Origin of the sequence: Salinicola sp. JS01, from assembly GCF_030284585.1 — a bacterium.
In the GTDB taxonomy this organism is placed as follows: Bacteria; Pseudomonadota; Gammaproteobacteria; order Pseudomonadales; family Halomonadaceae; genus Salinicola.
The window spans coordinates 1,340,668-1,361,192 of record NZ_CP127244.1 but is presented as its reverse complement, the minus strand read 5'-3'; the positions used below and the strand labels follow the sequence as shown (position 1 = coordinate 1,361,192).

Annotated in this window: 25 protein-coding genes; 10 read left to right on the top strand and 15 right to left on the bottom strand. The window is 65.3% G+C overall.

Features of this window, described 5'->3' with window-relative positions; translation table 11 throughout:
- Positions 1-4: 4 nt before the first annotated feature.
- Positions 5-598, top strand: a complete 594-nt coding sequence (locus QO259_RS06205; RefSeq protein ID WP_035473784.1) for a phosphoheptose isomerase — start codon at positions 5-7, stop codon at positions 596-598.
- Between the two features lie 5 nt (positions 599-603).
- Positions 604-1,158: a BON domain-containing protein gene (locus QO259_RS06200; RefSeq protein WP_035473787.1), complete on the top strand. Its 555-nt coding sequence runs from the start codon at positions 604-606 to the stop codon at positions 1,156-1,158.
- A gap of 152 nt (positions 1,159-1,310) precedes the next feature.
- On the opposite strand, the gene QO259_RS06195 is transcribed toward QO259_RS06200, so the two are convergent.
- From QO259_RS06195 to zapE, 5 genes are all read right to left on the bottom strand, one after another.
- Positions 1,311-1,781 (bottom strand): ClpXP protease specificity-enhancing factor, encoded by a 471-nt coding sequence (locus QO259_RS06195; RefSeq protein ID WP_285952198.1) that lies wholly within the window; start codon positions 1,779-1,781, stop codon positions 1,311-1,313.
- Between the two features lie 38 nt (positions 1,782-1,819).
- Positions 1,820-2,446: a stringent starvation protein SspA gene (sspA, locus tag QO259_RS06190; RefSeq protein ID WP_035473791.1), complete on the bottom strand. Its 627-nt coding sequence runs from the start codon at positions 2,444-2,446 to the stop codon at positions 1,820-1,822.
- Between the two features lie 168 nt (positions 2,447-2,614).
- Positions 2,615-3,004, bottom strand: coding sequence for a 30S ribosomal protein S9 (gene rpsI / locus QO259_RS06185; RefSeq protein WP_035473793.1), 390 nt, complete (start codon positions 3,002-3,004; stop codon positions 2,615-2,617).
- A gap of 12 nt (positions 3,005-3,016) precedes the next feature.
- Positions 3,017-3,445 (bottom strand): 50S ribosomal protein L13, encoded by a 429-nt coding sequence (rplM, locus tag QO259_RS06180; RefSeq protein WP_035473795.1) that lies wholly within the window; start codon positions 3,443-3,445, stop codon positions 3,017-3,019.
- Positions 3,446-3,626: 181 nt separating this feature from the next.
- Entirely contained in the window at positions 3,627-4,808 is a 1,182-nt protein-coding gene (gene zapE / locus QO259_RS06175; RefSeq protein ID WP_285952197.1) for a cell division protein ZapE, read from the bottom strand.
- A 192-nt stretch (positions 4,809-5,000) separates the two neighbouring features.
- Here zapE and QO259_RS06170 point away from each other — a divergent pair, with 192 nt between their 5' ends.
- On the top strand, positions 5,001-5,453 hold the full coding sequence (locus QO259_RS06170) for a Z-ring associated ZapG family protein (protein WP_285952196.1): 453 nt from the start codon (positions 5,001-5,003) through the stop codon (positions 5,451-5,453).
- Positions 5,454-5,576: 123 nt separating this feature from the next.
- Here the strand turns inward: QO259_RS06170 and QO259_RS06165 are convergent, their stop codons facing one another.
- A complete protein-coding gene (locus QO259_RS06165) occupies positions 5,577-6,380 on the bottom strand; it encodes a Nif3-like dinuclear metal center hexameric protein (protein WP_285952195.1) in 804 nt (267 codons plus the stop codon).
- Positions 6,381-6,608: 228 nt separating this feature from the next.
- On the opposite strand from QO259_RS06165, the gene QO259_RS06160 reads away from it, so the two are divergent.
- Positions 6,609-7,934 (top strand): Do family serine endopeptidase, encoded by a 1,326-nt coding sequence (locus tag QO259_RS06160; RefSeq protein ID WP_285952194.1) that lies wholly within the window; start codon positions 6,609-6,611, stop codon positions 7,932-7,934.
- Between the two features lie 104 nt (positions 7,935-8,038).
- Here QO259_RS06160 and hisD read toward each other — a convergent pair whose 3' ends face one another.
- From hisD to QO259_RS06115, 9 genes are all read right to left on the bottom strand, one after another.
- Positions 8,039-9,349 (bottom strand): histidinol dehydrogenase, encoded by a 1,311-nt coding sequence (hisD, locus tag QO259_RS06155; RefSeq protein WP_285952193.1) that lies wholly within the window; start codon positions 9,347-9,349, stop codon positions 8,039-8,041.
- Between the two features lie 60 nt (positions 9,350-9,409).
- Positions 9,410-10,057, bottom strand: a complete 648-nt coding sequence (hisG, locus tag QO259_RS06150) for an ATP phosphoribosyltransferase (RefSeq protein ID WP_207037338.1) — start codon at positions 10,055-10,057, stop codon at positions 9,410-9,412.
- Positions 10,058-10,074: 17 nt separating this feature from the next.
- Positions 10,075-11,337, bottom strand: a complete 1,263-nt coding sequence (gene murA, locus QO259_RS06145; protein ID WP_035473808.1) for a UDP-N-acetylglucosamine 1-carboxyvinyltransferase — start codon at positions 11,335-11,337, stop codon at positions 10,075-10,077.
- Between the two features lie 83 nt (positions 11,338-11,420).
- The gene (locus tag QO259_RS06140; RefSeq protein ID WP_106420490.1) at positions 11,421-11,675 is read right to left on the bottom strand and encodes a BolA/IbaG family iron-sulfur metabolism protein; all 255 of its coding nucleotides are present in this window, start codon (positions 11,673-11,675) and stop codon (positions 11,421-11,423) included.
- A 238-nt stretch (positions 11,676-11,913) separates the two neighbouring features.
- Entirely contained in the window at positions 11,914-12,279 is a 366-nt protein-coding gene (locus QO259_RS06135) for an STAS domain-containing protein (protein WP_285952192.1), read from the bottom strand.
- On the bottom strand, positions 12,276-12,938 hold the full coding sequence (locus tag QO259_RS06130; protein WP_285952191.1) for an MlaC/ttg2D family ABC transporter substrate-binding protein: 663 nt from the start codon (positions 12,936-12,938) through the stop codon (positions 12,276-12,278). Before QO259_RS06130 ends, QO259_RS06135 begins: the two co-directional genes overlap by 4 nt.
- 20 nt (positions 12,939-12,958) lie before the next feature.
- Positions 12,959-13,420, bottom strand: coding sequence for an outer membrane lipid asymmetry maintenance protein MlaD (gene mlaD, locus QO259_RS06125; RefSeq protein WP_035473816.1), 462 nt, complete (start codon positions 13,418-13,420; stop codon positions 12,959-12,961).
- Positions 13,417-14,199 carry a lipid asymmetry maintenance ABC transporter permease subunit MlaE gene (gene mlaE, locus QO259_RS06120; RefSeq protein WP_106420493.1) on the bottom strand — a complete coding sequence of 261 codons (783 nt, stop codon included), beginning with the start codon at positions 14,197-14,199 and terminating at the stop codon, positions 13,417-13,419. The genes mlaD and mlaE overlap by 4 nt, the downstream gene beginning before the upstream one ends.
- On the bottom strand, positions 14,196-15,011 hold the full coding sequence (locus tag QO259_RS06115) for an ABC transporter ATP-binding protein (protein ID WP_207037334.1): 816 nt from the start codon (positions 15,009-15,011) through the stop codon (positions 14,196-14,198). The genes mlaE and QO259_RS06115 overlap by 4 nt, the downstream gene beginning before the upstream one ends.
- 375 nt (positions 15,012-15,386) lie before the next feature.
- Between QO259_RS06115 and QO259_RS06110 the strand changes: the two genes are divergently transcribed.
- The 6 genes from QO259_RS06110 to hpf all read left to right on the top strand — a co-directional run bounded on the left by QO259_RS06110 (position 15,387) and on the right by hpf (position 20,522).
- On the top strand, positions 15,387-16,364 hold the full coding sequence (locus QO259_RS06110; RefSeq protein WP_285952190.1) for a KpsF/GutQ family sugar-phosphate isomerase: 978 nt from the start codon (positions 15,387-15,389) through the stop codon (positions 16,362-16,364).
- 81 nt (positions 16,365-16,445) lie between these two features.
- Entirely contained in the window at positions 16,446-17,042 is a 597-nt protein-coding gene (gene lptC / locus QO259_RS06105; protein ID WP_207037332.1) for an LPS export ABC transporter periplasmic protein LptC, read from the top strand.
- On the top strand, positions 17,039-17,569 hold the full coding sequence (lptA, locus tag QO259_RS06100; protein ID WP_207037331.1) for a lipopolysaccharide transport periplasmic protein LptA: 531 nt from the start codon (positions 17,039-17,041) through the stop codon (positions 17,567-17,569). The genes lptC and lptA overlap by 4 nt, the downstream gene beginning before the upstream one ends.
- 31 nt (positions 17,570-17,600) lie before the next feature.
- Positions 17,601-18,326: an LPS export ABC transporter ATP-binding protein gene (lptB, locus tag QO259_RS06095; protein ID WP_285952189.1), complete on the top strand. Its 726-nt coding sequence runs from the start codon at positions 17,601-17,603 to the stop codon at positions 18,324-18,326.
- A gap of 347 nt (positions 18,327-18,673) precedes the next feature.
- The gene (locus tag QO259_RS06090; protein ID WP_285952188.1) at positions 18,674-20,098 is read left to right on the top strand and encodes an RNA polymerase factor sigma-54; all 1,425 of its coding nucleotides are present in this window, start codon (positions 18,674-18,676) and stop codon (positions 20,096-20,098) included.
- A gap of 115 nt (positions 20,099-20,213) precedes the next feature.
- Complete coding sequence (gene hpf, locus QO259_RS06085; RefSeq protein ID WP_035473830.1) at positions 20,214-20,522, top strand: ribosome hibernation-promoting factor, HPF/YfiA family; 309 nt, start codon at positions 20,214-20,216, stop codon at positions 20,520-20,522.
- Positions 20,523-20,525 lie beyond the last annotated feature (3 nt).

The following is a 20,525-nucleotide window of genomic DNA, read 5'->3' as shown; positions in this document are numbered from 1 at the left end:
ATCCATGGACTTTCAAGCACGCATACTCGATCACTTCAACGCCAGCATCGACACCAAGACCTACGCCAGCGAAGTGCTTCCGCCCTTCATCGAGGTCGCCAGCCAGATGATGGTCCAGTGCCTGGTCAGCGAAGGCAAGATTCTGGCCTGCGGCAACGGCGGCAGCGCCGGCGACAGCCAGCACTTCTCTTCGGAGCTGCTCAACCGCTTCGAACGCGAGCGCCCCAGCTTGCCGGCCCTGGCCCTGACCACGGACACCTCGACGCTGACCTCGATCGCCAACGACTACAGCTACAACGACGTCTTCTCCAAGCAGATCCGCGCCCTGGGTCAGCCGGGCGACATCCTGCTCGCCATCTCCACCAGCGGCAATTCGGCCAACGTGGTGCAGGCGATTCAGGCCGCCCACGATCGCGAGATGAGCGTGGTTGCCCTGACCGGCCGCGACGGTGGCGACATGGCCTCACTGCTGGGCCAAGAGGATTGCGAGATCCGCGTGCCGGCGACCTCCACCGCGCGCATTCAGGAAGTCCACCTACTGGTCATCCACTGTCTGTGCGACCTGATCGATCAACAACTTTTCGGCAGCAACGAGTGAAACCCATGAAGAAGACACTGATTCTCTCCGCATGCGTGATCGCCCTGCTCACCCTGGGCGGCTGTGCCAGCCAGAATACCCAGGAGAACTACGCCGAGCGCACGCCGGGGGCGAAGGTCGAGGACAGCACCATCCAGAGCAAGATCTTCAGTGACCTGCAGGCGGCCGACGCGCGCTTCGGCGACGCCCACGTCAACGTCGACAGCTACAACAGCAACGTGCTGCTGACCGGCCAGGTACCCAGCCAAGAGCTCAAGCAGAAGGCCGGCGAGATCGCTCAGCAGGTGCGCAGCGTGCGCCAGGTCCACAATGAGCTGATGGTCTCGGCCAACACCCCGGTCAGCCAGCGCATGACCGACACCTGGATCACCGGACGCATCAAGGCCAACCTGGTCGCCAACGAAGATATCGATGCCAACCTGATCCGCGTGATCACCGAGAACGGCACGGTCTATCTGATGGGTCTGGTGACCCAGAAGCAGGCCGGTGAAGTGGTCAACGCCGCCTCGGGCGTCGGCGGCGTGCAGCGCATCGTCAAGGTCTTCGAATACCTCAACTGAAGCCGCTAGCGTCGATTCAGACCAGCGCGAAGCTGACTGCGCCCACGCCAGTATGAAAAAACCGCCGCCGAGTCGAACTCGGCGGCGGTTTTTTATGGCCACCATGGAAGGCGGCTATCTTTCAGGCCGTCGTCGGAGCCGACACCGGCCGACTACTTGACGATACGCAGCGACGGCTTGCCCTTCTCGGGGCGAGGCCCCTCGCCGACATCGGACGCCTCGGCATCGGCCGAGGCATCCTCGACGCTCTCGAGCACCGGGCGACCGTCGTCTTCCTGCTCCGTCTCTTCGTCAGTGGAGAACTCAGGCATCACCGGCTCCTGCCCGAACACCATGCCGACACCGTTCTCACGCGCATAGATGGCGATCAGGGCGTCGGTCGGCACCACCACCTGCATCGGCTGGCCGCTGAAGCGGGCACCGAAGGTCAGCGCGGCGTTATCGATCTGTAGATCGCGCACCGCAGCCGGGGCGATATTGAGCACGATCTGGCCGTTCTGCACGAACTGCTGCGGCACGCGCACCCCCGGCTTGCCGGCATCGACCACGATGTAGGGCGTCTGATCGTTGTCGAGCAGCCATTCGTACAGGGCTCGCGCCAGATAGGGACGACTGGTCAGCATGTCACCTCCTTCTCGAGCGGCTTGACCGGCAAGCGGTCTCAGCTGCGCATCTCACGTTCGGACTCGGACAGCGACGCCTTGAAGGCATCGCGCGCGAACACGCGCTCCATGTAGCTCATCAGCGGCTTGACCTGCTTCTCCGGCAGCTCCACACCCAGCGCCGGCAGACGCCACAGGATCGGGGCGATGCAGCAGTCGACCAGGGTGAACTCTTCGCTCATGAAGTAGGGCATGTCTTCGAAGATCGGCGAGATGCCCGCCAGGCTCTCACGCAGCTCCTTGCGTGCTTTCTCGGCGTCTTTCTTCGACCCCTGCTGGATCTGTTCGACCAGCGGGCACCACTCGCGTTCGATGCGGTGCATCCACAGGCGGCTCTGCGCGCGCGCCACCGGGTAGACCGGCAGCAGCGGCGGATGCGGGAAACGCTCGTCGAGATACTCCATCATCACCTTGGACTCATAGAGCACCAGGTCACGATCGAGCAGCGTGGGCACGCTGTTGTAGGGGTTGAGGTCGGCGAGCTCGGCGTTGTGCTCGTCGGCCGAGACATCCAGGATATCGACGGCAACCCCCTTTTCGGCCAGCACGATTCTCACGCGATGACTGAAGTGATCATCGCTGCCGGAGTAGAAAGTCATCGACGATCGCTTGGCCACTACACCCATGAAACATTCCTCGCATTGATTCAGCTGTCAATGATAACACGGCGGGCAACCCGCCTGGGGCTCGCTGACCGCACGGCCAGCGCACCGGCATCGCCAGCGAAGGTACCAACAGCAAAACGCCCGACCATGGTGAGTCGGGCGTCGAGCGCGCGTGGGATCCGGAACGGATCAGCGCTTGGAGAACTGCGGACGACGGCGGGCTTTACGCAGACCGACTTTCTTACGCTCGACTTCGCGCGCGTCGCGGGTCACGTAGCCGGCAGCACGCAGCGGCTTGCGCAGCTCTTCGTTGTAGTCCATCAGCGCACGGGTGATGCCGTGGCGAATGGCGCCGGCCTGAGCCGAACCGCCGCCACCCTGGACGGTGATGTAGACGTCGAACTGGCCGGTGGTCTCGGTCAGCTCGAGCGGCTGACGCACGACCATCTGCGCGGTGACGCGGCCGAAGTATTCGCCCAGCTCACGGCTGTTGACGGTGATCTTGCCGGTGCCCGGCTTGAGGAACACGCGAGCGGTGGAGGTCTTGCGACGCCCGGTGCCGTAGTACTGTTGTGCCATTGCGGTCTACCCTCAGATGTTCAGTTCTTGCGGCTGCTGCGCGGCGTGCGGATGTTCGGTACCGGCGTACACCTTGAGCTTGGCGTACATGGCACGACCCAGCGGGCCCTTGGGCAGCATGCCCTTGACGGCGCTTTCGATCACACGCTCGGGAGCGTGGTCGATCAGCTTCTCGAACGACATGGAGCGCAGGCCGCCCGGGTAACCGGTATGACGGTAGTAATTCTTGGCTTGCGCCTTGTTGCCGGTGACGTGCACCTTCTCGGCGTTGACCACGACGATGTAATCGCCGGTGTCGACGTGCGGGGTGTATTCCGGCTTGTGTTTGCCACGCAGGCGGCGGGCGATCTCCGTCGCCAGACGACCGAGCGTCTTGCCCGATGCATCGACGACATACCAGTCGCGCTGCACGGTTTGCGGCTTGGCACTGAACGTCTTCATGAGTGTTTCACCAAATAAGCGTATTTGGGTCTCGAAGCCAGGCTTCTCGACCATCCCTATTTTTCTTGGGTTGCCGCTTCCAGGGAAGCGGCAACGGATCGAAGAGCGCGCATTGTACACGAGCCCTCCGGGCGGCGAAAGAGCTAGACGAGCCTGTCTCGCGTGCCATCATGCCCTGCCTTCAGGGTTTGTGCGCCAGCGCCAGATACTCCCGCGACTGCATCTCCTGCAGGCGCGACAGCGTGCGTTCGAACTCGAAGCTGAGATTGCCGCCGGTATAGAGCGATTCGACCTCGGTCTCGGCCGAGAGCAGCAGCTTCACCGCGCGATCGTAGAACTCGTCGACCATGCTGATGAAGCGCCGCGCCTGATCGTCGCTGCCCGCGCCCATACGCGGCACGTTGGAGACCAGCACCGTGTGATACTCCCGCGACAGCTCGATGTAGTCGTTCTGGCTGCGCGGCCCGTCGCAGATCATCTTGAAGTCGAACCACACCACCCCTTCGCACAGCCGGCGCGCGTTCAGCTCGCGATGGTTGATGGTGAGCTTGGCATTCTCGCGCCCTTCGCTGCCGGCGACCGAGCGAAAGCTCCTGGCCAGCGAGCGCTCCGCCTCGGCGTCCAGCGGCGAGTGGAAGATCTCCACCTGCTCCAGCGCGCGCAGGCGGTAGTCGACCCCAGAGTCGACGTTGACCACCTCGCAATTGCGCTTGAGCAGATCGATCGCAGGCAGGAAGCGCGAACGCTGCAGGCCATCCTTGTAGAGGTCGTCGGGCACGATATTGGAGGTGGCCACCAGCACCACGCCCTGGGCGAACAGCGCCTCCATCAGGTTGCCCAGTATCATGGCGTCGGTGATGTCCTTGACGTAGAACTCGTCGAAGCAGATCACCCGCGCCTCGCGCGCGAACTGCGCGGCGATCTGGGTCAGCGGGTTCTTCTCACCCTTGTGAGACTCTAGCTCACGGTGGACACGCTGCATGAAGCGGTTGAAGTGGGTGCGCATCTTGCGCTCGAACGGCAGCGCCTCGAAGAACACATCGACCAGATAGGTCTTGCCGCGCCCCACGCCGCCCCAGAAGTAGAGCCCCATCACGGCCGGCTTGGCCGGGGCCTCGGGGGCGGCCGCCTTGCGCTTGCCGAACAGTCCCGCGACCTTGGACAGCGCCGAATCGCCACCACCGGTGACGGACGGCTTGGGCGCCGGCGCCCGCAGCAGATCGTCGTACAGGCGCTGCAGGTGCTTGACGGCATTCTCCTGCGCCGCGTCATAGCTGAAGTCGTCGCGCTCGAGATCAGCGCGGTAACGCGCGATCGGCGTCTGGGCATTGGCAGCGGACGTCGCGGAGCGAGGTGCAGTCATGGCGAATCGGTGGCCTCATGCAGGAACGGGTGGGCGGGGATTATAGCGCTCGACGAAAGTCTTGACAGCGTCATCCCCGCACGCGAGGTTTGACCCTATCACCGAACCGGTCGATATAATGGGCCCGCAACGATCTCAAGCATGGTCGTGCCGGTCACGCCGAGATCGGGCACGACGCCAAAGGAGCGCATAGTGAACGAAAGCAATATCGATTGGATCCTGGCCATCGCCTGCTTCCTCGCGGGCATCGGTATCGGCGCCCTTTGCTACCATCTGCTCAACGCCAACGTGGCGCGCAATCAGAAGGTGCGTCAGCGTCTGGCCGAAACCGAGCTCGAGCTCAACCAAGTGCGCGACTCGCTCAACGACCACTTCGCCAAGGTCGCCGATCTCGCCTCGAGCATTCAGCGCCAGAGCCAGGAGCTCGAAAGCTACTTGGTACACGGCGCCGATCGCCTGGTCGACGACCTGCAGCTCAAGCGCCGGTTGCATGGCCAGAACGAGGAAGAGGACGCCAATATCGACGTGCCTCAGGTCCCGCGGGACTACGCCGACGGCAACCGCGGCACCCTCTCCGAGGATTACGGCGTGCGCAAGAAGCGTGACGAAGAGGAAGAGAACGTCAGCCAGCCGCCGCGCTACTAATTGCGCGGAAACTTCTGTTGCGCGGAGACTTCTGCCGCCGGTGCCTCGCCCGGCGGTCTTCCGCCTCAAACGCATCTCCGCCACTACCCCTGCCCACTCTGTCAGACATCGCGACGGTCGCCCTCAGGCGGGATTGTCGATGTCCACGAAACGGTGCTCGATATCGAACCTCGCCGCCAGCCACTCGCCCAGCGCCTCGATGCCGTCACGCTCGGTGGCGTGATGCCCTGCCGCCAGGTAAGTGACTCCCAGCTCCCGCGCCAGATGGGTGGTGCGCTCGGAGATCTCCCCGGAAATGAACGCCTGCGCCCCGGCCTCGGCGGCCAGCGGCAACATGTCCTGAGCGCCGCCGGTGCACCAGGCGATGCGCTCGAGCGGCCCCGTATGCCCCTCGATCAGCAGCGGTCGTCGCCCCAGCGCCTTCTCGACCCGGGCGGCGAGGGCGTGGCTGTCCAGCTCGGTACCGTTCGGCCCATTACCGTTCAGATCGGCACCGCCAAATTCAGGATCGGGCGCGCCGAACCACAGTAGCCCCTGCCCCATGTCGCCATCCAGGCAGCGCTCGGCCACCAGGCCCAGCCGCCGGCCGAGACAGGCGTTGTTGCCGAGTTCAGGATGAGCATCCAGTGGCAGATGATAGGCCAGCAGATTGATGTCGTGGCCCAGCAGGGTGGCGAAACGGCGGCGCTTCATGCCGGTCACCGCCACCGGCTCGTTCTTCCAGAAATAGCCGTGGTGCACGAGTACCGCATCGGCCTCCCAGGCCACCGCCGCGTCGAGCAGCGCCTGGCACGCCGTCACCCCGGTCATCACCCGAGTGATACCCTCGCGCCCCTCGACCTGCAGGCCGTTGACGGTGTAGTCCCTGAACGCGTCAGGACGCAGTTCGGCGTCGATCGCCGCCTGCAGGGTCAATCGTGAAATCATGCTCTCTCCCGCGTAAAGTCATCGATGAATGTTACACTCGCACCCGAGAGCGACGCCGTCGAGCCCCCGCGCGTGCCCGCGGCATCCCAGCGGCCGGCACAAGGGCCAGCGGGGTTTCCGACACCGGGCCACGGCGCGCGGCTCGCGACTGACCACATCCCGGACAGACACCCTGAACAGACACGGCGGCGGCCGCTCGTGGCCACTGTCAGCCCAAGGACCCCGCGCATGCGCCGTCACTTTGCCGCGTTATTCTGGCCCACCGTCTGCGGCATCCTGCTCGCCATCGTACTGCTATACGCCTTCCCGTCGCTGCTCGGCGGTGGCGCCGAGCGTAGCGCTACCGGCCAGGCCTCCAACGCCCACCGCACCACCACCGCGAGCCTGCCGCAGGGCGGCAAACACGCCGCGCCCAGCGTCGAGGAAGCGCCGCCACTGGTGCGCGAGAGAGGCACGGTGAGCTACGCCGAGGCGGTCAACCAGGCCGCCCCGGCGGTGGTCAACGTCTACTCCTCGAAGATCATCGACACCAGCCAGCATCCGCTGATGTCCGACCCCTTCTTCCGCCAGTTCTACGGCAAGAACCTGCCGCAGCGCCAGCGCATGCTGTCGAGTCTCGGTTCCGGCGTCATCGTCAGCAAGGATGGCTACATCCTCACCAACAATCATGTGATCAACGACGCCGACGAGATCCAGGTTGCACTGCGCGACGGGCGCGAGGCGATCGCCAAGGTGATCGGCACCGACCCGGAGAGCGATCTCGCGGTGCTCAGGATCGATCTTGAAGACCTGCCGGTGATCAAGCTCAGCAACTCCGAAAACGTCGCCATTGGCGACGTGGCGCTGGCGATCGGCAACCCGTTCGGGGTCGGCCAGACGGTGACCATGGGGATCATCAGCGCCACCGGGCGCGACCATATCGGACTCAACGCCTACGAGGACTTCATCCAGACCGACGCCGCGATCAACCCCGGCAACTCCGGCGGCGCCCTGGTCGATGCCAACGGCTCACTGGTCGGCATCAATACCGCCATCTTCTCGCGCTCCGGCGGCTCGCAGGGCATCGGTTTCGCCATCCCCACCAACCTGGCCCGCAGCATCCTCGACGACATCGTCACCCAGGGCCGGGTGATCCGCGGCTGGCTGGGCATCGATGCCCAGCAGATGACCCCCGACCTGGCCGCCTCCTTCGGGCTCAAGACCCTGAGCGGGGTGATCATCGCCAACGTGGTAGCCGGCGGCCCGGGGGCCAAGGCCAGGCTCGAACCGGGAGATATCCTGCTGGCGGTTCGCGGCAAGCCGATTCTCGACCCGCGCGAGACCATGGTCGATATCGCCGAGATCTCTCCCGGCACCCAACTGCCGATCACCATTCTGCGCAACGGCGAGAAGCGCGAAGTCACGCTCACCGTGGGCGAGCGCCCCGAACCCAGCGCCGAAGACGCCAAGCGTGCTACCGACGGCGCAGCTACCCCGGACAGCGGCACGCCAGGCTCACCCTCGAAGCGCTCAGATACGCCCGATGACAGCGCCTCGACGCCCGAGCCCGGCTGATACCACCCTCCTATACCGACACCCTACCCCCCACAAATCAGATCGCCGCCCACAGGGCGGCGATCATTGGCTTGACGCAAATGCCTACAGCGCAATAAAACGGCTCAGCGCTGCCAACGACTCTCCGCCGAGCGCGCGTGGGCGGTGAGCGACTCTCCCCGAGCCAGCACCGAGGCGGTACGCCCGAGGCGGTCGGCACCCGCGGCCGAGCACTCGATCAGCGATGAGCGTTTCTGGAAATCGTAGACCCCCAGCGGCGAGGAGAAACGCGCCGTGCCCGAGGTCGGCAGCACGTGGTTGGGGCCGGCGCAGTAGTCACCCAGCGCCTCGGCGGTGTAGCGGCCCATGAAGATGGCACCGGCGTGGCGCACCTGCTCGGCCATCTCACGCGGCGCGGCCACCGACAGCTCCAGGTGCTCGGGGGCAATGCGGTCGACCAGCGCCACCGCCTGCTCGGGCCCGTCGCACAGCACCAGGGCGCCGCGCCGCGACAGCGACTGGCGAATGATCTCGGCACGCTCCAGGGTCGGCAGCAGCCGCTCGATGGCGGCGTGCACCGCTTCCAGATGGTCAGCGTCCCAGGTCACCAGAATGGCCTGGGCGTCCTCGTCGTGCTCGGCCTGGGAGAACAGATCCAACGCCAGCCATTCGGGATCGGTACCACCGTCGGAGACGATCAGAATCTCCGACGGCCCAGCGATCATGTCGATCCCCACCTGACCGAACACCGCGCGCTTGGCCGTGGCCACATAGATGTTGCCGGGGCCGACGATCTTGTCCACCCGCGGCACGCTCTCGGTGCCATAGGCGAGCGCCGCGACCGCCTGGGCGCCACCGACGCAGAAGACCCGGTGCACGCCGGCCAGGTGCGCCGCCGCCAGCACCAGCTCATTGACCACCCCATCGGGTGTCGGCACCACCATGACGATCTCCGCCACCCCGGCGACTTGCGCCGGAATCGCGTTCATCAGCACCGAGGAGGGATAGGCCGCCTTGCCCCCGGGCACATAGATACCCACCCGGTCGAGCGGCGTGACCTTCTGTCCCAGCAGCGTGCCGTCGGCCTCCTCGTATTGCCAGGAGCCGGGCTTCTGCTGCTCGTGGTAGCTGCGGATACGCTCGGCGGCGTGGCTGAGCGCGTCGCGCTGCTCGGCCGGCAGCCCGGCGTAAGCCGCGGCCAGGCGCTCGCCAGCGATTTCGAGATCGGCAACACTGGCGAGGGTCAGCCGGTCGAAGCGCTGGGTGTATTCGATCAGCGCCGCGTCGCCCTGCTGACGCACCGCCTTGAGGATCTCGTCGACCCGTGCCGCCACCGCCTGATCGGACACACCCTCCCAGGCCAGCAGCGCGTCGAGGCGCGCATCGAAATCGGCATCCCGCGTGTTCAGGCGGGCGATGGTCGGAGTTTGGCTCATCGATTCACTCTCTCGGTCATTGCCGGCGTCCGGCACGGGCGCACGGCACATCACTCAGGATCAGGTGCTCTCGCGGCGGGCGCTCACGGCACCACGCAGGCGTTCGATCAGCGGCTTAAGGCGCGCGTGCTTCATGGTCATCGAGGCCTTGTTGACCACCAGCCGGGTGCTGATCTCCTCGATCAGCTCGCGCGGCTCCATGCCGTTCGCCCGCAGGGTGTTACCGGTATCGACGATATCCACGATCTCGTCGGCCAGATTCATCAGCGGGGCCAGCTCCATCGCGCCATAGAGCTTGATCACCTCGGCCTGGATGCCCTGCTCGGCGTAGTAGCGCCGCGCCACCTCGACGAACTTCGTCGCCACCCGGCGTCGTGCGCGCGCCGGCTCGGCCCCGACGATCCCGGCGGTCATCAGCCGGCAGCGCGAGATCTCCAGATCGAGCGGCTCGTAGAGCCCCTCGGCGCCATGCTCGAGCAGCACGTCCTTGCCTGCCACGCCGAGGTCGGCCGCGCCCAGCTGCACATAGGTGGGCACGTCCACTGCGCGGATCACTACCAGCTTGACGTCGGGCAGGTTGGTGTCGAACAGCAGCTTGCGGCTCTTGCCGAAGTCGTCCGCCGGCACCACCCCGGCATCCGCCAGCAGCGGCAGCGTCTCTTCGAGAATACGCCCCTTGGAGAGCGCGAGAATCAGTTGATCGCTCATGGTATCTCTCCACCCGGCTAGCCTGGCACGCGGCGAATCCGCGCACCCAGCAGCTGCAGTTTTTCCTCGATGCACTCATAGCCGCGATCGATATGGTAGATCCGATCGACCAGGGTCTCGCCCTGGGCCACCATCGCCGCCACTACCAGGCTTGCCGACGCGCGCAGATCGGTCGCCATCACCGGTGCCCCGGAGAGGCGTTCGACCCCGGTGACCACGGCGGTATTGCCCTCCAGGGCAATGTGCGCGCCCATGCGGTTGAGCTCCTGCACGTGCATGAAGCGGTTTTCGAAGATCGTCTCGACCACGGTGCCGGTGCCCTCGGCGACCGCATTGAGCGCCACGAACTGCGCCTGCATGTCGGTCGGGAACGCCGGATAGGGCGCGGTACGGATGTTCACCGCCCGCGGCCGCCGCCCCTGCATGTCGAGCTCGATCCAGCCCTCGCCGGAGGTGACCTTGCCGCCCGCCTCTTCGAGCTTGCTGAGCACGGCCTCCATGATATCGGCGCGGGTATTGCGCACGCGCACGCGCCCGCCGGTGGCCGCTGCCGCCACCAGGAAGGTACCCGTCTCGATCCGGTCGGGCATGACATCGTAGTGGCAGCCGTGCAGGCGCTCGACGCCCTCGATCACGATGGTGTCACTGCCGTGACCGCGAATCTTGGCGCCCATCGCGATCAGACACTCCGCCAGGTCGACCACTTCCGGTTCCCGCGCGGCGTTCTCCAGCGTGGTGATACCGTCGGCCAGCGTCGCTGCCATCAGCAGGTTCTCGGTCCCGGTCACGGTCACCGTATCGAAGAAGATGGTGGCACCCTTGAGCCGGCCATCGACGCGGGCGCGGATGTAGCCGCCCTCGACGCGAATGTCGGCACCCATCGCCTCGAGCCCGCGAATGTGCAGATCGACCGGACGCGAGCCGATCGCGCAGCCACCCGGCAGCGACACGTCGGCGGTACCGAAGTGCGCCAGCAGCGGGCCCAGCACCAGGATCGAGGCGCGCATCTTCTTGACCAACTCGTAGGGTGCGTGGCTGTCGCGCACCTGGGAGCCATCGATCTGGATGCTCATCTTCTCGCCCATCACCGGCTCGATGCCCATGCGGCCGAGCAGTTCGAGGGTGGTGGTGATGTCCTGCAGGTGCGGCAGATTGCCGATGGTGACGGGCTCGTCGGCGAGCAGCGTCGCCGCCAGGATCGGCAGCGCCGAATTCTTGGCCCCGCTGGCCCAGACCTCGCCGTCGAGCGGGCCGTTACCGGTAATGATCAGCTTGTCCATGGAGGTTCGCTATAGATCGAAAAGAAGTGGCCAGGTGACCGACCGTGACGAAACCGCGTCCGCCGCCGTGGCGGCGGAGGCGATCAGAACCCCGCGTTTTCCGGCGCCTCGGCCCACTGCGCCGGGGTGAAGGTCTTGATGGTGATGGCGTGCAGTGCGCCCGAGGCGATCTCGTCGGAGAGGGCGGCGTAGATCAGCTGCTGGCTCTTGACCTTGTTGAGATCGGCAAAGACCTCGCCCACGGCGACGACCTGGAAGTTGCAGCCTTCGCCCTGGATATGGAATTCACAGCCGTCGATTCGATCTTCGAGCAGACGTTTGACGTCGCTGGGTTGCATAGACTCGGCTCCCGTATGACTGCTGCGCCGGATGCGCAGGGAAAGCGGCCTATGGTAGCGGAAAACGCCCCGCCCTGGCGACGTCCCAGGCAGGCAAAAACGATGCAAGCCAGATCAGTCACCAAAGCGGGGCTATCGAAAGGAGTAGATAGATATAAATAGAGACGCGGGCGCCGAGGCGCCCGCGTCTCTGTCTATCACTCGAGGGTCTATACTCGAGGCATCGCCTGAGGCTTGCTCAGGACGCGGCGGGCGCCTCGTCTTCGCGGCAGGTGGTTTCGCGGGCTGGCAGCAGCGGCCCCAGCTCGGTGATATCCATCAGCCGGCGCAGCGGGCGCGAGAGCGCCACCCGCTCCAGGTGCAGCGAGTGCTTCTGCACGCTGCGCACCCATACCAGCAGCACGCTGAGCACGGCGCTGCTGGCGACCTCCACCGCGGTCAGATCGAACGAGACCTGCGTATCGGCCGGCTGATCCGCCAGCCAGTGCCGGCCCGCCTGGGCCAGCGGGCCGGCACTGTCGAAGTCCGCCTCGCCGCGGATGGTCAGCACGTTGCCCTCGACCACCTCCAGCGTGGCGTCCTCACGCTCGAGCAGCAGACTCACGAATCGCCACCCTTCTCGAGCTGATCGGTGTCGACCTTCGGCGCCCAGTTATCGATCACCTTGTCGAAGTCGCGATCATTGTCACGCATCGACTGATCGAACTGGTTGCGGAACGTCAGGCCGAGATTGATGCCGTTGACGATCACGTTGATCACCTTCCACTGGCCGTCGCTCTGGCGCAGGGTAAAGTTGACCGGATAGGTCTTGCCGCTGGTCGACACCACCTCGACCGGCACCGATGCCTGATCGTCGTAACGGCCGGCGTCCTCGGCGTCCTTCACCCGCAGGGTCTTGTAGTCGAACGTGACCAGACCCTTGGCGTAGGTATCGATCAGCGTCTTGCGGAACACCTTGACGAAGCGCGAACGCTGCTCCGGCGTCGCCGCCCGGAAGTAGCGCCCCATCACGCTGGCACCGATGTAACGGAAGTCGGCGACATCCGCCATGTTGCTATCGACCAGTTTAGCCAGCTCGTCCTCGTGCTGAGCGTAGTAATCCTTCTTGCCCTCGAGCTCCGACATCAGCGAATCGACGCTCTGACGGATCACCTCGGTGGGCGTCTGAGTCTGCGCCTGCGCGGTCGGGATCACGGCGCACAGCGCCAGCATCAGAGCGGCCACGACGCCGGCGTAGCGGCGGTAAAAGCGAATTGCGTTCATCATCGACTCCTTGTCTGCGATCACTTGGCCATATTCGACACGAACTGCTGGATCAACTGCTCCAGCACCAGCGCCTGCTGGGTGTCGTGAATGACGTCTCCATCGTGCAACATCTTGGGCGACCCACCCACGGTCAGGCCGACATACTGCTCACCGAGCAGCCCGGCGGTGAGGATCGCCGCCGTGGTGTCGTCGGAGAGCTTGCCATCGAACTGCGAATCGATCTGCATGGTGACCTTGGCATCGAACCACTTGGGATCGAGCTCGATATCGGTCACCTTGCCGATACGCACGCCCGACATGGTCACTTTCGCTTGCGGGCGCAGTCCGCCGATGTTGGCGAAGTTGGCCGTCAGCGTGAAGGTATTCTGGGGTACGCCGACGCCCAGGCCACTCACCCGCAGCCCGAGGAACACCAGCCCCAGGATGCCGGCCAGCATGAACAGACCGACACCCAGTTCGAGGACGCTATTGCGCTTCATCCGAAATCTCCAAACATCAACGCGGTGAGCACGAAGTCGAGGCCCAGTACCGCGAGCGAAGCGTAGACCACCGTACGGGTGGTCGCGCGGGAAATGCCTTCCGAGGTGGGCACCAGGTCGTAGCCCTGGAACACCGCGATCCAGGTCACCACCAGGCCGAATACCAGGCTCTTGACCATGCCGTTGAGCACGTCGCCGACGAAGTCGACGCTGTCCTGCATGTTGCTCCAGTAGGAGCCGTCATAGACGCCGAGCCAGTCGACCCCGACCAGATGACCGCCCCAGATACCGACCACCGCGAAGATTACGGTGAGAATCGGCAGCGACACGAAGCCGGCCCACAGCCGCGGCGCGACGATCCGGCGCAGCGGATCGACACCGATCATCTCCATGCTGGTGAGCTGCTCGGTGGCCTTCATCAGGCCGATCTCGGCGGTCAGCGCCGAGCCGGCGCGACCGGCGAACAGCAGCGCCGCGACCACCGGTGCCAGCTCACGCACCAGTGACAGCGCCACCATCTGACCCAGCGCCTCGTCGGCACCGAACCCGACCAGGATGGTGTAACCCTGCAGCGCCAGCACCATGCCGATGAACAGGCCCGAGACCAGCACGATGGCCACCGACATGACACCGACGAAGTGCATCTGGCGCACCCACAGGTAGAACCCCTCGCGCGAAGGCAGGCAGAACACGGACTGCACCAGAAAGAGCCCGGCGCGCCCGATCGCCATGAGCACGTCGAGCGTGCCCCGGCCCAGTGCGGCGATACGATCGATCATGAAAACTGCCCCGCGGGCGCCAGGATATCGTCATAGAAATCCGGCGCCGGATAGTGAAACGGCACCGGCCCGTCGGGCTCGCCGTGGACGAACTGGCGCGTGTGGGCGTCCTCATCGACGTCCAGCGTCCGCGGCGTACCGTGGGACATCACCTTGCCGTCGGCGATGATATAGACATAGTCGGCGATGGAGAGTGTCTCCTTGATATCGTGGGAGACCACGATGGCAGTCAGCCCCAGCGCCTGATTGACCTTCTTGATCAGCTGCACCAGCACCCCCATCGAGATCGGGTCCTGGCCCACGAAGGGCTCGTCGTAGAGCACCAGCTCCGGATCCAGCGCCACCGCCCGCGCCAGCGCCACCCGTCGCGCCATGCCACCGGAAAGCTCCGACGGCATCAGGTGGCGCGCGCCCCGCAGCCCCACCGCCTGCAGCTTCATCAGCACGATGTCACGGATCATGGCGTTGGGCAGCTCGGTATGCACGCGCAGCGGAAAGGCCACGTTCTCGAACACATCCAGATCGGAGAAAAGCGCGCCACTCTGGAACAGCATGCCCATGCGTCGACGCAGCTTGAACAGCGCACGCCGCGGCAGCTTGTGAACGTCCTGACCACCGATCAGCACCTGGCCGCGATCCGGCGTCAACTGCCCGCCGATCAGCTTGAGCAAGGTCGTCTTGCCGGTGCCGCTCGGCCCCATGATGGCGGTTATCTTGCCGAGCGGAATCTGCAGATCGACACCGCGAAACACCTCGGTGCTACCGCGGGCGAAATGCAGATCCTTGACCTCGACCATCATCGGGTCATTCATGCACCCTCCACCACTCTGGTTCGAAAGATTATCGAACATTGTATCCTAACCTGGCGGAAAGCGGCCAGCCATGCACGTCGTCGGGCACGATCCTGACTCGCCGCCAGCGAGGCCTATCCGCCCTGCGCGATAACAAGAGCGCACGATCGACGTTATACTGCTCCAACCCTAGCGTGTCCGCGCCCGAGCGCCACCCGATAAGCGAGTGCCACCCGATAAGGGGCAAGACAGTCCAAAGGGACAAGACAGCCGATAGGGGTACACCAGCCGACGCCTCACCGGTTACGGCTCTTTACCGATGACGCCCCCTCATCGGCTACGGCCACGCAGCGTGACATCGCAGAACGATAAAGCAGGACGACACAGATCAGGACCATGACCCCAGACGCCACCTTCGATTTTCGCGCCAGCGCCCGGCGCACGCTCACCCTCGAGCAGCAGGCCTTGAACGAGCTAATCGACAAGCTCGATGTCAGCTTCGATCACGCCTGCCGCACGCTGCTCGAGTGCAGCGGCCGGATCATCGTCACCGGTATGGGCAAGTCCGGACACATCGCACGCAAGATGGCGGCCACCTTCGCCAGCACCGGCTCGCCGGCCTTCTATCTGCACCCCGGCGAAGCCAGCCACGGCGACCTGGGCATGGTCACCGCGGGTGACGTGGTGATCGCGCTCTCCAACTCCGGCGAGACCCAGGAGATCACCGGCCTGATTGCCCTGTTCAAGCGCCTGGGCGCCCCGCTGATCAGTCTCACCGGCCGCCCCCACTCGACCCTGGCCCGCTACAGCGACGTGCACATCGACACCGGCGTGTCGCGCGAGGCGTGCCCGCACGACCTCGCGCCCACCTCGTCGACCACCGCCGCCCTGGCGATGGGCGACGCCCTGGCCCTGGCGCTGCTCGAGGCACGCGGCTTCAGCCCCGAGGATTTCGCGCTATCGCACCCCGGCGGCACCCTGGGCAAGCGGCTGCTGCTGCGCGTCAGCGATCTGATGCATGGTGGCGAGCGGCTGCCCTGCGTGCCCGCCGGCAGCCCCTTGCGTGTAGCGCTGCTGGAGATGACCCGCAAGGGCATGGGCTTCACCTGCGTGGTGGATGAACATCAGCATCTGGTCGGTGTCTACACCGACGGCGACCTGCGCCGCACGCTGGACCAGCGCGGCGATTTCGACCTGCTCAAGGTCGATGACGTGATGACCCGCGGCGGCAAGACGACGACGCCGGACATGCTCGCCGCCGAGGCGGTGCGCATCATGGAAGACAACATGATCACCGCCCTCGCGGTGGTGGAGGCGGGCCGCCCGATCGGCGCCCTGCACATGCACGACCTGCTGCGCAGCGGCGTGATCTGAAATGGCCGCTGCTCGCGCCCATGCCGATGCCGGGTCGAACCCGATGCCAGTGTCGAACTCGATGACGACAAAGGAGATCGCGTGACAGCCACACCACGAACTCGCTCCCCCTGGTGGCGCCGCCTCGGCCTGCTGGCCCTGCTGCTGGCCCTCGGCGGCGGGCTCGCCTATCTCGACCAGCGCAACGAGCGCGCCCCGGCACCGGCGCCCAGCGACCCCGCCGGTGAACCCGACTACTTCCTGGAAGACGCGCAGATGACGCGCTTCGACGAGCAGGGCCGCGCCTATCAGCGGCTCGACACACCGCGCATGGTGCACACCCCGGCCGACGACGTGATCCGAGCCGAAAAGCCCCACGGTTACCTGATCGACGATGATCAGCGCGAGTGGCAGATCACCGGCGACCGCGGCCAGCTGGCCGAGAACGGCAACCTGCTCACCCTCGAAGGCAACGCACGCTTGGTGCAACCGGCCAACGCCTGGAGCCTGGAGACCCAGACGCTTCACTACGACAACCGTAGCGCGCACGCCTGGAGTGACACCTCCTCCGTCTTGCGTCAGCATAACCAGACCATGCGCGGCGATCGTTTCGACGCCTGGATCAATGAAAATCGCATGCGCCTGACCGACAACGTGCAGGGCCGCCTGCCACAGCAACCTAAGGATCAAGGATCATGAGGCGAGAACTCGGCCAACTGCTGGTCTTGACCGCACTGGGACTCTCCAGCCTGCCCACCCTGGCGCTGGAGAGCGATGCCGCGGCGCCGATCGAGATCGCCGCCGACCAGCTCGAACTCGACGATCGCCAAGGCACCGCGGTCTACACCGGCAAGGTCGACATGCAGCAGGGCAGCATGCAGCTCAAGGCCGCTCGGGTCGAGATCAAGCGCGGCAAGAATGGCGAAGTGAGCCTGGTGACCGCCACCGGCGGCGGTGGCGAGCGCGCCTATCTGGAGCAGAAGCCTGCACCCGATGAAGCCTTGGTCAAGGGCTGGGGCGACAAGATCGTCTATCACGCCGCCGAGCGCCGGGTGGAGCTGATCGGCAACGCCGAGCTGCATCAGGCACGCGACACCTTCGACGGCGCCTACGTCGAGTACTATCTCAACTCGCGCCGGGTCAACGCCCGCTCCAGCACCAGTGGCGACGGCAGCGGTGACGGCCGCGTGCGCATGACGCTCACGCCACGTCAGCAGACCCAGTGACGCGCCCTTTCGCGAGGCAAGGAAGAAAGCGATGAAAACGCTAACGGCCGCCAACCTGGCCAAGAGCTACAAGGGGCGTCGAGTCGTCCATGACTTCAGCCTGACCCTGCGCCAGGGCAGCATCGTCGGCCTGCTCGGCCCCAACGGTGCCGGCAAGACCACCTCCTTCTACATGATCGTGGGCCTGGTCAAGTCCGACGCCGGCAGCGTGCACATCGACGATCGCGATCTGAGCCGCGCGCCGATGCACGAACGCGCCCGCGCCGGCATCGGCTATCTGCCGCAGGAGGCCTCGATCTTCCGCAAGCTCAGTGTCGCCGACAACATCATGGCCATCCTGGAGACGCGCAAGGATCTCGACCGCGCCGGGCGCCGCGACCGCCTGGAGCAGCTGCTGGGCGATTTCCACGTCGACCATATCCGCGACAATCCGGGCATGTCGCTCTCCGGCGGCGAGCGGCGCCGGGTGGAGATCGCCCGGGCACTGGCCACCGAGCCCGCCTTCGTGCTGCTCGACGAACCCTTCGCCGGGGTCGATCCGATCTCGGTGGGCGATATCAAGAACATCATTCGCCAGCTGCGCGATCGCGAGATCGGCGTGCTGATCACCGATCACAACGTGCGCGAGACGTTGGATATCTGCGACAACGCCTACATCGTCGGCGACGGTCAGATCATCGCCGAGGGGCGCCCGGAAGCGATTCTCGACAATCAGCGGGTGCGGGATGTCTATCTGGGGCACGAGTTCCGCCTCTAGGCTTTGTAAGAAAACTACCTGCGCTCGGCAATACGGCGTTAAAAATCGGCTCAAAATGCTCATTTACATCCCGTAAACTCCGCGTTTTCGCCGTTTTTCGCCTTGTCTCGCCTTCGCTCGCTGACTTTTCGTACAGAACCTAAGGTCGCTCCCCCACTTCCCAGCCCGCTGCGCCAGCGCGGCGGACTGGTCCCTCTCGAAGCCGCCGAACGCCCAAGCCGAACGCACCGTGGCATAATTCTTGCATAAAGTTAGCGCTCAAAGCGTTGCATCCCCCGCAGGCAGTCAGTAACGTAAGGGCATCCTATCGACCGGCGGCCACCGCCGCCCCCTTGCGTGTCCATGCCATGTCCATGAAACCTTCACTGCAACTGCGCGTCGGCGCCCAACTGACGATGACGCCACAGCTGCAGCAGGCGATTCAGCTGCTGCAGCTGTCGACGCTCGATCTGCGCCAGGAGATCCAGCAGGCGCTCGAGACCAACCCCATGCTCGAGCTGGACGAAGAGTACGCCGAGCAGGCGGTCAGCGAGACGCCCGAGGCAGAGTGGGCCAGCGACATCCCCGAGGAGCTCGCCCTCGACAGCGAGTGGAGCGATACCTACCAGGACATCGCCCCCAGCGCCGCCCCGGCCGGCGCCGACGAATGGCCGGACCTGGAGCGCAACGCCGCCGACACCACGCTCCACGACCATCTCAACTGGCAGCTCGCCATGGGCGAATTCGACGCCCAGGAGCGCCTCATCGGCGAGTGCCTGATCGATGCCATCAATGCCGACGGCTACCTCGACGGCACGCTCGACGAGCTCACCGCGGGCCTGCGCGAGCAGTACCCGGGGGCGGTCACCAGCGCCGATGTCGAACGCATGCTGCTGCGGCTGCAGCAGTTCGACCCCACCGGCGTGGGCGCCCGCGACCTGCGCGAATGCCTGCTACTGCAGCTCGGCGCCCTGCCCGCTGATACCCCGCTGCTGCCCCAGGCCAAGCGGCTGGTGCGCCAGTTCCTGGAGGCGCTGGCCGGCGACGACCGACGCCAGCTCAAGCGCCGCCTGCGCCTCGACGACGCCGAACTCGAGCGCGTCGTCGCCACCATTCGCACCCTCGACCCGCGCCCCGGCCAGGCCTTCGACCACGGCCAGCAGGACTATGTGATTCCCGACCTGGTGGCCCGCCTGACTCAGGACGGCTGGCGCATCGAACTCAATGCCGAGGCACTGCCGCGGCTGCGCATCCAGCCCGACTACGCCGCGCTGATCCGGCGCGCCGACAAGAGCGACGACAACACCTTCCTGCGCCAGCACCTGCAGGAGGCACGCTGGCTGATGAAGAGCCTCTCCAGCCGCAACGACACCCTGCTGCGAGTGGGTCGCGAGATCATGGCGCGCCAGGTCGACTTCCTCGAGCGCGGCGAAGAGGCGATGAAACCGCTGATCCTGGCCGACATCGCTACCAGCGTCGACATGCACGAATCCACCATTTCGCGGGTGACCACGCAAAAGTTCATCCACACCCCGCGCGGGGTGTTCGAGCTCAAGTACTTCTTCTCCAGCCAGGTGGGCCAGCGCGGTGAGAGCGACAGCGTCTCCAGCACCGCGATTCGGGCACGCCTCAAAAAGCTGATCGGCGAGGAGTCGCCGCGCAAGCCGCTCTCCGACAGCAAGCTGGTGGAGCTATTGGCGCAGGCCGACATCAGTGTCGCCCGGCGCACCGTGGCCAAGTATCGCGAGGCCATGGGCATCCCCGCCTCCAGCGAGCGCAAGCGACTGTCTTGAATGGACTTTTAGAATTCACGCCAGCCCGCGGCGATCAATCGCCCGCGATCCCTTTGCAGCGCGGAGAAAAGGGTTACAATCAGAGGTGCCACATAAGCCGCAACAGGAGCGCGCCATGCAAGTGAACGTCACCGGCCATCACGTCGAACTGACCGACGCCCTGCGGGACTACGTCGACGAGAAACTCGCACGTCTGGAGCGCCACTACGACAACATCACCAACGTTCAGGTGACGTTGAGCATCGAGAAAGAGCGTCAGCAAGCGGCTTGCACGCTACACGCAGCGGGCGGCGACATACATGCCGAAGCCAGCGATATCGACATGTATGCCGCGATCGACGCCCTGACCGACAAGCTGGATCGCCAGCTGGTCAAACACAAAGAGAAGGCACAGGCCCGCGCGCAAGGCGCAGGCGCCCGTTAATTC

What these genes read in the sequence shown, in the direction of transcription:
- QO259_RS06205 (WP_035473784.1), top strand. Translation starts at nt 5, where the DNA reads ATGGACTTTCAAGCACGCATACTCGATCACTTCAACGCCAGCATCGAC.
- QO259_RS06200 (WP_035473787.1), top strand. Translation starts at nt 604, where the DNA reads ATGAAGAAGACACTGATTCTCTCCGCATGCGTGATCGCCCTGCTCACC.
- QO259_RS06195 (WP_285952198.1), bottom strand. Translation starts at nt 1,781, where the DNA reads ATGCTGACCAGTCGTCCCTATCTGGCGCGAGCCCTGTACGAATGGCTG.
- sspA (WP_035473791.1), bottom strand. Translation starts at nt 2,446, where the DNA reads ATGGGTGTAGTGGCCAAGCGATCGTCGATGACTTTCTACTCCGGCAGC.
- rpsI (WP_035473793.1), bottom strand. Translation starts at nt 3,004, where the DNA reads ATGGCACAACAGTACTACGGCACCGGGCGTCGCAAGACCTCCACCGCT.
- rplM (WP_035473795.1), bottom strand. Translation starts at nt 3,445, where the DNA reads ATGAAGACGTTCAGTGCCAAGCCGCAAACCGTGCAGCGCGACTGGTAT.
- zapE (WP_285952197.1), bottom strand. Translation starts at nt 4,808, where the DNA reads ATGACTGCACCTCGCTCCGCGACGTCCGCTGCCAATGCCCAGACGCCG.
- QO259_RS06165 (WP_285952195.1), bottom strand. Translation starts at nt 6,380, where the DNA reads ATGATTTCACGATTGACCCTGCAGGCGGCGATCGACGCCGAACTGCGT.
- QO259_RS06160 (WP_285952194.1), top strand. Translation starts at nt 6,609, where the DNA reads ATGCGCCGTCACTTTGCCGCGTTATTCTGGCCCACCGTCTGCGGCATC.
- hisD (WP_285952193.1), bottom strand. Translation starts at nt 9,349, where the DNA reads ATGAGCCAAACTCCGACCATCGCCCGCCTGAACACGCGGGATGCCGAT.
- hisG (WP_207037338.1), bottom strand. Translation starts at nt 10,057, where the DNA reads ATGAGCGATCAACTGATTCTCGCGCTCTCCAAGGGGCGTATTCTCGAA.
- murA (WP_035473808.1), bottom strand. Translation starts at nt 11,337, where the DNA reads ATGGACAAGCTGATCATTACCGGTAACGGCCCGCTCGACGGCGAGGTC.
- QO259_RS06140 (WP_106420490.1), bottom strand. Translation starts at nt 11,675, where the DNA reads ATGCAACCCAGCGACGTCAAACGTCTGCTCGAAGATCGAATCGACGGC.
- QO259_RS06130 (WP_285952191.1), bottom strand. Translation starts at nt 12,938, where the DNA reads ATGAACGCAATTCGCTTTTACCGCCGCTACGCCGGCGTCGTGGCCGCT.
- mlaD (WP_035473816.1), bottom strand. Translation starts at nt 13,420, where the DNA reads ATGAAGCGCAATAGCGTCCTCGAACTGGGTGTCGGTCTGTTCATGCTG.
- mlaE (WP_106420493.1), bottom strand. Translation starts at nt 14,199, where the DNA reads ATGATCGATCGTATCGCCGCACTGGGCCGGGGCACGCTCGACGTGCTC.
- QO259_RS06115 (WP_207037334.1), bottom strand. Translation starts at nt 15,011, where the DNA reads ATGAATGACCCGATGATGGTCGAGGTCAAGGATCTGCATTTCGCCCGC.
- QO259_RS06110 (WP_285952190.1), top strand. Translation starts at nt 15,387, where the DNA reads ATGACCCCAGACGCCACCTTCGATTTTCGCGCCAGCGCCCGGCGCACG.
- lptA (WP_207037331.1), top strand. Translation starts at nt 17,039, where the DNA reads ATGAGGCGAGAACTCGGCCAACTGCTGGTCTTGACCGCACTGGGACTC.
- lptB (WP_285952189.1), top strand. Translation starts at nt 17,601, where the DNA reads ATGAAAACGCTAACGGCCGCCAACCTGGCCAAGAGCTACAAGGGGCGT.
- QO259_RS06090 (WP_285952188.1), top strand. Translation starts at nt 18,674, where the DNA reads ATGTCCATGAAACCTTCACTGCAACTGCGCGTCGGCGCCCAACTGACG.
- hpf (WP_035473830.1), top strand. Translation starts at nt 20,214, where the DNA reads ATGCAAGTGAACGTCACCGGCCATCACGTCGAACTGACCGACGCCCTG.